This is a genomic window from Massilia atriviolacea, assembly GCF_003953935.1.
Lineage (GTDB): Bacteria > Pseudomonadota > Gammaproteobacteria > Burkholderiales > Burkholderiaceae_D > Telluria_A > Telluria_A atriviolacea.
In genome coordinates this window covers 124,675-137,505 of sequence record NZ_RXLQ01000001.1, presented here as the reverse complement: position 1 = coordinate 137,505, position 12,831 = coordinate 124,675, and the positions used below count along the sequence as shown (strand labels likewise).

At 67.5% G+C, this 12,831-nt stretch carries 13 protein-coding genes; 1 reads left to right on the top strand and 12 read right to left on the bottom strand.

Features of this window, described 5'->3' with window-relative positions; genetic code table 11:
* Positions 1-9: 9 nt before the first annotated feature.
* From EJB06_RS00615 to EJB06_RS00560, 12 genes are all read right to left on the bottom strand, one after another.
* The gene (locus tag EJB06_RS00615; protein WP_126072057.1) at positions 10-675 is read right to left on the bottom strand and encodes an urease accessory protein UreF; all 666 of its coding nucleotides are present in this window, start codon (positions 673-675) and stop codon (positions 10-12) included.
* Positions 672-1,184, bottom strand: a complete 513-nt coding sequence (gene ureE, locus EJB06_RS00610) for an urease accessory protein UreE (protein ID WP_126072056.1) — start codon at positions 1,182-1,184, stop codon at positions 672-674. Before ureE ends, EJB06_RS00615 begins: the two co-directional genes overlap by 4 nt.
* Positions 1,185-1,196: 12 nt before the next feature.
* Positions 1,197-2,897, bottom strand: a complete 1,701-nt coding sequence (gene ureC, locus EJB06_RS00605; RefSeq protein WP_126072055.1) for an urease subunit alpha — start codon at positions 2,895-2,897, stop codon at positions 1,197-1,199.
* A 1-nt stretch (position 2,898) separates the two neighbouring features.
* Positions 2,899-3,222, bottom strand: a complete 324-nt coding sequence (locus EJB06_RS00600) for an urease subunit beta (RefSeq protein WP_126072526.1) — start codon at positions 3,220-3,222, stop codon at positions 2,899-2,901.
* Positions 3,223-3,236: 14 nt separating this feature from the next.
* Positions 3,237-3,539 carry an urease subunit gamma gene (locus tag EJB06_RS00595; protein ID WP_126072054.1) on the bottom strand — a complete coding sequence of 101 codons (303 nt, stop codon included), beginning with the start codon at positions 3,537-3,539 and terminating at the stop codon, positions 3,237-3,239.
* Between the two features lie 17 nt (positions 3,540-3,556).
* Positions 3,557-4,396, bottom strand: coding sequence for an urease accessory protein UreD (locus EJB06_RS00590; protein WP_126072053.1), 840 nt, complete (start codon positions 4,394-4,396; stop codon positions 3,557-3,559).
* Between the two features lie 112 nt (positions 4,397-4,508).
* The gene (locus EJB06_RS00585) at positions 4,509-6,257 is read right to left on the bottom strand and encodes a DUF1302 domain-containing protein (protein WP_164557759.1); all 1,749 of its coding nucleotides are present in this window, start codon (positions 6,255-6,257) and stop codon (positions 4,509-4,511) included.
* A 145-nt stretch (positions 6,258-6,402) separates the two neighbouring features.
* A complete protein-coding gene (locus tag EJB06_RS00580; protein ID WP_126072051.1) occupies positions 6,403-6,990 on the bottom strand; it encodes a DinB family protein in 588 nt (195 codons plus the stop codon).
* A gap of 27 nt (positions 6,991-7,017) precedes the next feature.
* Complete coding sequence (locus tag EJB06_RS00575) at positions 7,018-7,719, bottom strand: 2OG-Fe(II) oxygenase (RefSeq protein WP_126072050.1); 702 nt, start codon at positions 7,717-7,719, stop codon at positions 7,018-7,020.
* A 63-nt stretch (positions 7,720-7,782) separates the two neighbouring features.
* A complete protein-coding gene (locus tag EJB06_RS00570) occupies positions 7,783-8,463 on the bottom strand; it encodes a phytanoyl-CoA dioxygenase family protein (RefSeq protein ID WP_229426870.1) in 681 nt (226 codons plus the stop codon).
* Complete coding sequence (locus EJB06_RS00565) at positions 8,460-10,094, bottom strand: SulP family inorganic anion transporter (RefSeq protein ID WP_126072049.1); 1,635 nt, start codon at positions 10,092-10,094, stop codon at positions 8,460-8,462. The genes EJB06_RS00570 and EJB06_RS00565 overlap by 4 nt, the downstream gene beginning before the upstream one ends.
* Before the next feature lie 57 nt (positions 10,095-10,151).
* Entirely contained in the window at positions 10,152-11,525 is a 1,374-nt protein-coding gene (locus EJB06_RS00560; protein ID WP_229426869.1) for a diguanylate cyclase, read from the bottom strand.
* A gap of 252 nt (positions 11,526-11,777) precedes the next feature.
* On the opposite strand from EJB06_RS00560, the gene EJB06_RS00555 reads away from it, so the two are divergent.
* Positions 11,778-12,821 (top strand): SDR family oxidoreductase, encoded by a 1,044-nt coding sequence (locus EJB06_RS00555; RefSeq protein WP_126072047.1) that lies wholly within the window; start codon positions 11,778-11,780, stop codon positions 12,819-12,821.
* The last annotated feature ends 10 nt before the right edge of the window (positions 12,822-12,831 follow it).

Below are 12,831 nucleotides of genomic sequence, written 5' to 3'. Positions count from 1 at the left end.
TCGTCAATATCATGATCGGTATAACCTGCCGTGCTGCACCTCGTGCCGCATCGACAGCATGGACAGGCCGGGCGACCAGTTCGACAGGTCTTCGTCGCCCAGCGATTGCGCGCGCCGCGCCGCCTGTTCGATGTGCGGGCGCAGCGCCAGCAGCACGCGCTGGCCCGCCACCTGCCCCAGCGGCACCGACTTGACGCACACCAGCACCTGGTTTTCGGCCCAGGAGAACAGCATCGCCAGCAGCGCCTCCTCGTGCGGGATGCCAAGCGCATCGACGGCGCAGGCAAAGGCGGTCGGCAGCGATACGTCCGGCCCGAGCGAGGCCACGTCGGCCACGCCCAGTTCCGCGATCAGGCGCGTGAGCGAGTAACCCATCTGGATGGTCTCGGCGCGAAACTCGGCGCTGTCGCGCGAGGCCAGGAAGCGCTCGCTCCACAGGGCTACCGAGGCGTCGTCGTGCGCCTCGAAGGCCTTGAGCAGGCGCCAGAGCAGCGGCGCGTCCCACTGCGCCACCACCTCGTCGAGATGCCGGGCGATCCACGCGCGGGCGCTGTCGGCGTCCGTGACCAGGCCTGCGTCCAGTGCCGCCTCCAGCCCTTGCGAGTAGCTGTAGCCGCCGATCGGCAGCGCCGGACTGGCAAACTGCAGCAGGTGCAGCAGCGCGCTGGCGTTCATGCCGGCGCCGGATCGCTCGGACGGTGGATCTTCTGGCGCAGCGGCACCGGCGCCAGCGGATGGCCGTCGTGGCCGTGGCTGTGCCCCGCGCCCGCGTACGCGCCCGCTTCCGGTTCGAAAGGGGCGTCTTCCTGCACCACGCGCGCCCCCAGGCCTTCGACCATCTCCCTGAGCACCGGGTCGACCCGGATGCGCAGGAAGCCGTCGCCGATCTGCGCCTGCGTATGCCGGTTACCGAGGTGAAAAGCGCAGCGCGCCATCACCAGCGGCGTGTCGCAATGGACCGCGTAAGTCGGTTCGCTGGCGGCGACCACGCGCACCACGCGCTTTTCGGCGCCGCTCAATAACTCGCCGTCGCGCAGCACGCTGCCGCGCACCATGAACAGGGCGACTTCCTCGCCGGACGCGAGGCGCGCGCGCAGGCGGCACTTTTCGCGCTGGTCGTAGGCCAGCACCAGTTCGTCGTCGACGCGTTCGGCGTGCGCCAGCTTGGTATGCAATGTCATCATCGTTGGGCTCTCTCAGAACAGGAAATAGCGCTGCGCCATCGGCAGCACCGCTGCCGCCTCGCACACCAGCAACTGGCCGTCGGCGCGCACTTCATAGGTTTCGGGATCGACTTCCATGTAGGGCGTGGCGCCGTTGTGGATCATGTCGCGCTTCCTCAGGTGGCGCATGCCGCGCACGGGAATGAGCGTCTTGTTCAAGCCCAGCTGCTTGCCGATGCCGGCGTCGTAGGCGGCTTGCGAGACGAAGGTGAACGACTTTTTCAGGCCGCCGCCGAAGGCCCCGAACATCATCCGGTAGTGCACCGGCTGCGGCGTGGGAATCGAGGCATTGGGGTCGCCCATCTGGGCCGCCGCGATCATGCCGCCTTTCAGGATCAGCGAAGGCTTGACGCCGAAGAAGGCCGGCTTCCACAAAACGATGTCGGCGATCTTGCCCACCTCCAGCGAGCCGACCGCGTGCGCGACGCCATGCGTGATGGCCGGATTGATGGTGTATTTGGCGATGTAGCGCCTGACGCGGAAGTTGTCGCTGCGCGCCGTGTCCGGCGCCAGCGCGCCGCGCTGCTGCTTCATCTTGTGCGCGGTCTGCCAGGTGCGCATGATCACCTCGCCCACGCGGCCCATGGCCTGGGAGTCGGACGACATCATCGAAATCGCGCCCAGGTCGTGCAGGATATCCTCGGCGGCGATGGTCTCGCGCCGGATGCGCGATTCGGCGAACGCCACGTCTTCCGCAATGGCCGGGTCGAGGTGGTGGCACACCATCAGCATGTCGAGGTGTTCGTCGAGGGTGTTGACAGTGAAGGGCCGGGTCGGATTGGTCGACGACGGCAGCACGTTGTCCTGGCCGACGGCGGCGATGATGTCCGGCGCATGGCCGCCGCCCGCGCCTTCGGTATGGAAGGTGTGGATGGTGCGGTCCTTGAAGGCGTCAAGCGTGGACTCCAGGAAGCCGCCTTCGTTGAGCGTATCCGAATGCAGCGCCACCTGCACGTCCATGCGCTCGGCCACGGCCAGGCAGTTGTCGATGGCGGCCGGCGTGCTGCCCCAGTCCTCGTGCAGTTTGAGGCCGATCGCGCCGGCGAGTACCTGTTCCTCCAGCGGCCCTGGCAGGCTGACGTTCCCCTTGCCCATGAAGCCCAGGTTCATCGGAAAGGCGTCCGCCGCGCCCAGCATGGCGTGCAGGTGCCACGGACCCGGCGTGCAGGTGGTGGCCGCGGTGCCGGTCGCCGGCCCGGTGCCGCCGCCGATCATGGTGGTGATGCCGCTCATGAGCGCTTCTTCGATCTGCTGCGGACAGATGAAGTGGATGTGCGTATCGACCCCGCCGGCGGTGACGATCATGCCTTCGCCGGCGATGATTTCGGTGGCGCCGCCAATGGCCATGGTCACGCCGGGCTGCACGTCCGGGTTGCCGGCCTTGCCGATGGCGGCGATCAGGCCGTTCTTCAGGCCGATGTCGGCCTTGACGATGCCCCAGTGGTCGACGATGACGGCGTTGGTGATGACGGTATCCATGACGTCCGCATGCAGGCGCTGCGACTGGCCCATGCCGTCGCGGATGGTCTTGCCGCCGCCGAACTTGACTTCCTCGCCATGGATGGCGAAGTCGCGCTCGATCTCGATGAACAGCCCGGTGTCGGCGAGGCGGATGCGGTCGCCCGTGGTGGGGCCGAACATGTCGGCATAGGCGCGGCGGCTGATCGACGGCATCTCAATCGCCTCCGTGCGGCGGCAGTTCGCCCATCACCAGGGCGTTGAAGCCGTACACCATGCGCTCGCCGCCAAAGGCGACCAGTTCCACGGTGCGCTGCTGGCCCGGTTCGAAGCGGATGGCGGTGCCGGCGGCGATATTGAGGCGCATGCCGATCGCCGCGCTGCGCCCGAACTGCAAGGCGCTATTGACCTCGAAGAAGTGGAAGTGCGAGCCGACCTGGATCGGCCGGTCGCTGCTGTTGGACACCACCACGGTGCGGGTGGCGCGGCCGGCGTTGATCTCGATGTCGCCATCGGCCAGCAGGTATTCGCCCGGGATCATTGGCATGTGCGCTCTCATGGAATGGGGTTGTGGACGGTCACCAGCTTGCTCCCGTCCGGGAAGGTCGCCTCGACCTGGATATCGGGAATCATCTCGGCGATGCCGTCCATGACGTCCGCGCGCGTGAGGATGGCTGCGCCGTCGGACATCAGCTGCGCCACCGTCTTGCCGTCGCGCGCGCCCTCCATGATGGCGGCGCTGATCAGGGCCACGGCTTCCGGATAATTGAGCTTGAGGCCGCGCGCCATGCGCCGTTCGGCCAGCAGGGCGGCGGTGAAGATGAGCAGCTTGTCTTTTTCGCGCGGGGTCAGGTCCATGGGTCGTGGTCTCTTTTCTAGGTGTTCCAGATGCGCGGCAGCGGCGCGGCGCACCCGAGCAAGTGAGGGCGCAGCATCTGCCACACGCCGAACATGGCGCGGCGCGCGCTCTCGCTGTCGTGGCCCAGGTAGCGCGCCACAAAAACCGATTTGACCTGGCTGACGCCGAGTGCGGGATCGAGCGCGCGCATGGCGTCGATCAGTGCGCCGCCGGCCGGCGTGCCGATGCCGACCAGGGTGGCGCATACGCTGGCGCCGTTCAGTCCCAGGGGACTGTGCATGGCCGCGCCGCCGCCGTGCAGCGCGCCCTGCTCCCACCACAGCAGCTTGCCGCCACGGCGGATCTGCGTGTGCTGGGTGATGGTGCCGCTGTCGAAGGTTTCGCCCGAGGCGCGCCGGCCCAGGCACAGGATGTCGCAGCCGATGTAGCGGGCGTCGGCCGCCAGGTCGACCCGTTGTTCCAGCGCCACATGGGCGCCGTTGAAGAAAATGGCTTCCTGCGGCATCCATTCGACCGCCGCGCCGGCGCCGGCCTCGATCGTCACCGCCTGGCGCGAGACCTTGCCGTTGGCGCGGTACCATTTGGCGGCGCCGGGCGAGGTCAGAAAGGCGTGCGCGGCCGCGCCGGCAGCCACGTCGACCGACAGCCGGTCCCCACCCACCACGCCCCCGGGCGGATGGACGACGATCGCGTGGCAGATGCGCGTCCCTTCCGGATACAGCGGCTTTTGCACCCGCAGCGGTCCGCTGTGGACGCGCTCCATCAGGCGCGTGGTGCCCGCATCGTCGGCGAAGCGCAGCCGCAGGCTGGCTTGCCATGCGCTGTGGGTCGGTTCGGTCGGGTGGCAATCTCGCATACTACGACAGGAGCAGGATGCGTGCCAGCAGGCGCGGCACGTTCGCGGTGCGGCCCGCACGGCGCGGGGGATCGGGCGCACCGCCACGGCGCGCGCGCACCGCCATGGTGCGCTAGAACTTGAGCGCCACCGATACCGCCACCACGTCGCGGTCGACCTGGGTGTTGTACACGCCGCCCCAGACCGGCGCGTAGCTCACTTCCGCAATATAGCGCTTGAGGTATTCCAGGCGCACGCCGGTGTTCATCGTTCGCCGGCCTTCATTGAGAATGAAGTCGTAAGACCAGCCCTTCACGTCGTGTTGCAGTTGCGCCCATGCGTGCAGGTTCAGTCCAGGAGCCGCCTGCGCCATGCGCGCATCGACGCGTAGGCGGTAAGCATAGGCGCTTGGGGTCACGTAGCCATCGACACTGCACTGGCGGGCGGCATCGACCGTGGTGACGACGCAGACGCCGTTAACCGGACCGCCGCCGTACTGGTCGACGCGGCCGTAGCGCCGCACGGATGGATCGGGCAAGCCCGCGACATGCTTGACCACCAGTTCGCCGAGGGTGCTCAGGGCGACCGCGCCGATGCGCGGCCAATCGCGCTGCGCGCCCACCTGCAACTGCACGGTGCGATAACGGTCGTAGGGGTGGTACAGCGCGCCCGGGGCAATTGCATCGACGTCCTTGCGCAGCAGCGACGGAAAGGCGGGATTGAGCAGGGCCGGCAAGGTGTCGCCGGGCGGCAGTTGCAAGGGCTGGTTGGCGCGCCAGGCCAGCTCGCCGAACAGGCTCCCGTGCGTGCGCCGCTGCGCAAAGGTCAGCGCCGTCATGGCGATGCCGCCCACATGCTCGGTGAAGTAGCGCATGTTTCCGCCGTCCGGGTCGCCCGCGATCAATCCCAGGCCCTGGCGCCGCGCCTTGCGCACTCCGGGCAGCGGGGTGCGGCTGGTGTAGCGCGCATGATACAGGCCCACGTCCAGCGCCAGCGGCGCCGACTTCCACGTCAGGGCCGCGCCGTACTGGCTGTCGTCGCGCGGCGCCGGATTGTCGATGCTCTCGACAAAGGCGCCGCGCGCCAGGCGCTCGCGGTCGCTCGCCACCATCGGTCCGGCGAATGCCAGCTTGCAGCCTTGCGCCATATAGTCGGTGCCGGACCAGAAGGTGCCGCACAGGTCCAGCGTCGACGGCCGGAACGCCGTCTGGTAAAAGCCCTCGACGCCAACTCCATCGCCCGCCTCCAGGCGCGCGAACAGCATCGGCGCGGGAACCAGGGTCTCCTGCGGCACGGCATCGGCCCGCCGGCGCGCCGGGAAGTCTACCGCGTTGAGCGCAGCCAGGCCGCCCGGAAAACCGCCGCGCTCTCCCCACGACAGCGACTGCTGCCCGAGGCGCGTCAGCAGGCGCGCATGATCGAACTGTGCGCTGTGCTGGACGAAGGCGTCGCCCAGCGCCACGCCCGAAAAACGCGCCAGCCGCGCGCCACCGGCGTCGTCCAGCGGCTGGCCCGCAGCATAGCCGTTAATGCTGTTGCCCCACGCGCGCGGATGGTCGCTCAGCGCGACATCGTGCCAGGCCTTGATGCGCACCAGGGCGCTGACCTTGCCTTCAAACGCCCGCAGGTCCAGATAACCCTTGAGCGCGCGGGTGACGGCATCGCCGCGCCGGAAATTGAGGTTGGCGTCGTCGCTGTTTTGTCCTGCGCTGGCCAGGCCCGCCAGCCCGACCGCCTGCGCATTGTATGCAACCAGCATATGCGGGGCCGGTGCTTCGGTGCGGAAGCTGGCGCCGAAGCTGAGCCTCCCGCTGACCTGCGTCTCCAACGCGCACGCCGGCAGCGTGCCCGCGAACGCGACGGCCGTGAATGCGGCGTGCAACTGCCGACGCCTGGACCGGTGCATGAGGGACCTGTAGTGGATTACACGAAACCGCCGCCGGCAACATCCCGCTGCCGGCGCCCCGGTTTTAACTTTTGGTATATTTACAGAATTTACCATGCATCAGAGGCACTGTCACGGAAGCTTATTCACCCCACACATCGGCTTCGGTGAAACCGAGTTCGGCGAAATCCTGCGCGCGGTCGGCAGCCTCGCCACGGCTGTAGAATTCGTCGAGCTGCGGTGGCGCGACACAGGTCCCGGCGAGCATCGCGTGGACCTGGCCGCGATGGTGGACCTGGTGCTGGAACAAGTGCGCCAGCAGGCGCGCGGGCGTGTCGAGTTTGAGTCCGTCGTCGCGCAGGATGCCGACATCGCGCGCAAGCGTGGCCTCGTCGAGCCGGCGGCAGTAGGCGATCAGGCGCTTGTCGCTCAGCCTTTGCGCGGCCCACACCTCGGCACAGGTGGCGAACGGCTCTTCCGGCTCGAAAAACGCGGCGCAGTAGTCGGGATGCGGTTCATCGCCGCGCGCCGCGCGTTCGATGGCGTCGATGTAGAACCAGTCGACCGTCAGGTTGTGATTCAGGGTGGCTTTGATCGACGGGAAGAAGCTGGTGCGCGTGGACAGCTCGAATTCGTCCTGCGGCAGTTCGGCGCAGGCGCGCAGCAGGCGGTGATTGGCCCAGGCATTGTTGTAGGCCTGGGCGATCAGATAACGGAGAAATTGGTTCATGGTGTCGAAAGGTAAAGTGGCATCAGGTCAGGCAGGTGGGCCATACAGCACTTCGGCGCGCTGGAACAGGATCCAGGAGGTGGCAATGTATTTGTCGCCGCTGCGCGCGATGTGCCCCTTGTGGGAATGGGTAAAGCCGGCCGGCGCGATGATCAGCCGTCCCTGGCGCGCTTCGATCTTGCGCTGCTGGTAGTAGAACTCCGTCTCGCCGCCCTCCTCCACGTCGTTCAGGTAGAACTGGAACAGCAGCGCGCGGTGCAGGCTCTCGCAGCTGGGGTTCTGCGGATAGATTTCGGAATGCCAGTGATGGTAGCCACCGCTGGCCTGCACGTATTTTTGCACGTTGATCTGGCCGGCGCGGTACATCATGCGCATCAGTTCATCGATGTGGGCCACGCCGCATTCGTCGAAATTCTCCGGCGAGAGCACCACCGGCTCGCCTGTTACTGGATGCATGACCTGCGGCGACAGCGCGCCGATCAGCATCATGCGGTACTTGTTCATGTAGGCGCACAGGTGCTCGCGCACGGCCTGCATCAGGATGCCGCTCACGTCCTGCCATTCCTCGTGCGCGGAAATGGTCAGGTCGTAGCTGTCCTTCCTGGTGGTGTCGACGCCGTTGCCGGTCTTGCCGCGCATGACCTTGTCGCTGGCGTCGAAGCGCGCGATGACGGCGGCGCACTGCTCGCCCGTCAACGCCGTGTCGTATATCTCGATGAAGTCGTCCATCGTCGGTCTCCGGATCCGGTTTTTCTGATACCGGCATAGTACACAAGGTGCGCCGCCGGGTCACTAGCCGTCTTGCACGGCGATGCTCCATGCGAGCCCGTGCGGGAGCGCGCGCGGTCCGTACACGAAGTGCAGCACGCGCCGCCGGCTCTGCCCCTGCCCCTTGGAAGACGCGTGCAGCAGCAATGGCCGCATCACCAGCGCGCCACCGATGCCCGACAGGCAGGCCAGCGGCGGCGTGGCCTCGCGCATGGCGGCGGCATCCGGTTGCGCAAGCACGCCGGCGCGGTGCGATCCCGGCACCACCAGCAGCGGCCCGTCATCGGGACCGCAAGGGTCGAGGTGCACGCGCACGGCCACCAGTTTTTCCAGCACTTCCAGCGGCGGCTGCACGAACACCGTGCCTTCCTTGACCGACCAGCCGCGCAGCGCGGGCGCAGCGACGCGCGCCGCCACCGGAATGCTCAGGTCCTGATGCAGCGGCACCAGCCAGTTGCGGTCGGCGGATTTTTCGAAGTAGGTGCACTGCACGGCGAGCGCATCGGGATCGAGGAAGGACGCCAGCCGGGGATCGGCACGCAGTCGTGCTGCCAGCGCGGCGCACCACGGCTGCGCCAGCAGGCAGCGCGTGCCGCCCGACGCCGCCGCAGCCGGCTGCACCGCGTCCGCAAGATGCGCGCAGTCGGCCGCCGACAGCAGGTCGGGAACGAGCGCGTAGCCCAGTTGCCCGAACTGCGCCATCATTTGACGGCCAGGGCGTCCGACGCCATCGCCGCGCTCAGGAAAATCCGGCCGTTGAGCGCACCGGGCAGGTCGCTCGCTTTCAGGCGGTCCATGACCGGGCCCTTGACCTCGGCCAGGTGCAGGCCGATGCCGCGCTGGCGCAGCGCCAGATTCAGTTCGCCCAGTCCGAACAGGGCCGAGGTATCGATCGAACTGACCGCCGTCATCACCAGTACCAGATGGCGCGCGGCCGGATGCAGCGCCAGTTCATCCTCGATGCGGGCGTTGACCGCTTCCACGTTGCCGAAAAAGAGATTCGCGTCGATGCGCAGCATCAGCACGTCCGGCACGGTGCCGGCGGGATAACGCTCGATATTGCGAAAATGTTCGGTGCCCGCGATACGCCCCAGTACCGCGATATGCGGCCGGCTGGCGCGCCAGATCAGGGTGCCGAGCGAGAGCAGCACGCCCAGGACGACGCCGACGTCGACCCCGAGCGCAATCACGCCGCCGGCCGTCGCCAGCAGGGCCAGCGCGTCGCCGCGATCGTAGCGCCAGGCGGTACGCAAGGTGTCCAGTTCCAGCATGCCGAGCACCGCCACGATGATCGTCGCCGCCAGCGCGGGCAGCGGCAGCAGCGCCAGCCAGCCGGTCGGCGCCACCAGCGCCAGTGCCAGCAGCACGCCGGTAATGATGCTCGCCAGCGGTGTGTTGGCCCCGGCCGCGAAGTTCACGCCCGAACGCGACAGGCTGCCGGTGACCGGCAAGCCGCCGGTAAGCGCGCTGCCGATGTTGGCCACGCCCAGGCCGACCAGCTCCATATTACTTTGCAGTTTTTCCTGGCGTTTGAGCGCCAGCGTCTGGGCGGCCGACATCCCCAGCAAAAAGACCATGAAGCCGATCAGCAGCGCCGGTTGCAGCAGCGCGCGCCAGTGGGCGCTGGACGTGGCCAGGTTCAGGCCAGGCAGGCCGGCGGGCACCTCGCCGGTGCTTTGCACGCCCATCGCGGACAAGTCCAACAGGCTTGATAGCAGCATCGCGCCGAGCACCACCAGCATCGGTGCGAGGCGCGCGCCGATGTCGGCCGCCCCGGCGGACAGGCCCGCGCGGCGCAGCATTGGAGCCATGAATCGTTTGGCCAGCAGCAGCATGGCGATGGCGCCGCCGCCCAGCAGCGCGCTCGGCATGTGCACCTGCGGCAGCGCGCCGCCGGCCAGCACCTTGACCTGGCCGAGCGCGATGACAATGGCGGCGCCGATGGTGAAGCCGCTCATCACGGGACGCGAGAAGAAATTGGCGACGTAGCCGAGCCGCAGCAGGCCGCAGACCAGCAGCACCGCGCCGGAAGCGAGGGCCAGCTGGGCGGCCAGCACGACGTACAGGCCGGAACCGGGAGCGGCCAGCGGCGCCAGGGCGGCCGCCGTCATGAGCGAGATGATCGCCATCGGGCCGACCGACTGGGTCATGCTCGATCCGAACAGGGCATACAGGATCGGCGGAAGGATGCTGGCATAGATGCCGGCCACCGGCGGCAAGCCGGCCACCAGGGCGTAGGCCATCCCCTGCGGGATCATCATGAGGGCGACGACGATGCCAGCGCTGATGTCACCGGGCAGCGAGGCGCGCCGGTAGTGTCTTAACCATTGCAGCATGCCCACTTGATCTGTTTATCCTTTTGCCGGTGATGGCCGATTATACAGCGGCGCCGGTCAGGACATCGCCAGCTCCACGCAATTGCGGCCGGCGCGCTTGGCACGGCTCAGGGCCGCGTCGACCCGCAGCATCAGCGCATCCGCGCTTTCCTGGTCGGCCAGCTGCGCCACGCCGAGCGAAATGGTCAGCCTGTCGCAGCCGGCGATATCGGTCTGCGCCACCGCCACCCGGATCTTCTCGGCGATCTTGAGCGCGTCGATCGCGCTGGTATGCGGCACGATAATGAGGAATTCCTCGCCGCCCGAGCGGATCAGCGCATCGCTGGTGCGCAGCGTGGCCTGCACCACGCCGGCCACCGTCCGCAACGCCGCGTCGCCGACCGGATACCCGAACTGGTCGTTGATGGCCTTGAAGCGGTCGATGTCGAAGCCGATCAGCGCGGCCGGCACCTTGTACCTGCGGGCGCGCTTGATTTCCAGTTCGAGCAGGTGCTCGCCGTGGCGCCGGTTCGATACCCCGGTCAGCGCATCCACCGTCGCCAGGTGCGTCACGCGCCCGAGCAAGGCTTCGTTCTCGCGCGCCACCGCCGCCATGCGCAGGCCGAAGCCGGCCAGCTGCGCCAGCGCCACGAAGGAATCGAGTTCGTCGAGGCTGAACTGGCGCGCGCGCCCGAACATCAGGCACAGCGAACCGGCCAGCGCACTGCCAGGCGCGGACCCGAGCGGCAGCCCGACCACCATTTCCACGCCCTTGTCGACCAGCGACAGCGCCAGTTCCGGCTCGCCCGCCTTGGCCGGCGCATCGAGCAGCGCCATCTCGTTGCTGCACGCCGCCACCAGCCCGGGGAAGGCATGCCGCAGCGGCGACTGCAGCAGCCGGTCGCTGCGATGGAGCACGCGCGTCAGGTTCAGCCCCGTGGGCGAGTACTGCGCCTCGAGCTGCAGGTCGCCCGGAACGTCCATGCGAAACAGCGACGCATGCACGGCGCCGGCGGCGTCGCACAGGGCCACGCAAATCTGTTCCGCCACGGTGGTGAGGTCGTCGACATCGACCAGCGCCTGCTGCAGGCGCGTGCGCAATGCCAGCAGCGCGCGCAGGTCGTCCGGGTGCGTCACGGCAGGTTCGGTCGCCTCCAGCTGGGTCGTGATGGCGGCGCGCAGGTCGCCCTCGTCGAGCGGCGTGATGGCGTAGCCGATCGGGCCGAATTTCATCAGCGCGGGCAGCCAGCCGGCGCTTGAAAACGGGCACAGGACCAGCACCGGGGCTCCGGCGCGGCGCCCGATCAGTTCACCGAGGGCCTCCAGGTCGAAACTGCGGTCGAAGCGTTCGAGGTCGATGATCAGCAGGTCGACCCGCTCCTGGCCCATCAGGTCGGTGGCCTGCTCGCTGCCGTCGGCGATGAACAGGCGCGCGAACATATCGGCATACATACCCTGGAAATCGACCCGACGCTGACCTACCGGATTCAGAAAAAGTCCTATCTGCTGCGCCATCGAATCTCCCTTGAGCACCTAAAGCATGCGGATTAAATACGCAGTGGCAACATACCTTGCGTTCCGCCCGTCTCACAGTTTGCCATAAAGCACCAAACCAGCAAACACGAACGCGCGCGCAGTGTGCGCGGGCGCACTGTCAGCACCTTATCACGGTCGGATACTGCCTGATCTGACGGAGGAAGCACCATGGCAAATACAGATGAGAACGAACTGAACTCGCAGGTCGAGGCGGTGGCCGACAAGCAGCGCGCGATCCAGAGCAGGCAGGATCGCAAGGACGCGTCGAGCGACAAGAAAGAAGGCAAGGACCAAGGCAAGGACCAAGGCAAGGACCAAGGCAAGGAAGAAAGCAAGGAAGCCGTGCAGACGGGCGGGCCGGAGCAGCCGGCGCCGCCGCTGCCGTCGCAGCACCTGGTCAAGCCGGGCATCGAAGCGTCGATGGAACTCAAGCCGCGCTTCATGGCCGAACTCTACAAGGGCAGCGGCAAGCTGCAGGGCCAGGCCGCCATCATCACCGGCGGCGACTCGGGCATCGGGCGCGCGGTGGCGGTGCTGTTCGCGCGCGAAGGCGCCGACGTGGCCATCTTTTACCTGAACGAACACGAAGACGCGGAAGAAACCAAACGCTGCGTCGAAGCCGAAGGACAGCGCTGCATCACGGTGGCCGGCGATGTCAAGGACATGGCCTTCTGCCAGGAGGCCGTGGACAGGGTGGTGGCCGAATTCGGGCGCCTCGATGTGCTGGTCAATAACGCCGCCTTCCAGGAGCATGCCGAATCGCTGCTGGACCTGAGCGAAGAGCGCTTCGACGAAACCATGCGTACCAATATCTACGGCTACTTCCACATGGCGAAGGCCGCCCTGCCCTACCTCAAGCGCGGCGCGGCGATCGTCAACACCGGATCGGTAACCGGGCTGCAGGGCTCGGGCAAGCTGCTCGACTACTCGGCCACCAAGGGCGCGATCCATGCGTTCACGATGTCGCTGGCCTCCAACCTGCTGGACCAGGGCATCCGCGTGAACGCGATCGCGCCAGGCCCGGTCTGGACGCCGCTCAATCCGGCCGACCAGTCGCCCGAGAAGATCGCCAAGTTCGGGCAGAGCACCGACATGCGCCGTCCGGCCCAGCCGGAGGAGCTGTCGCCGGCGTATGTCTTCCTGGCCTCGGCGGCATGTTCGAGCTACATCACCGGCATCGTGTTGCCGGTCACCGGCAGCGTGGGCGGATAAGGAAAGGACC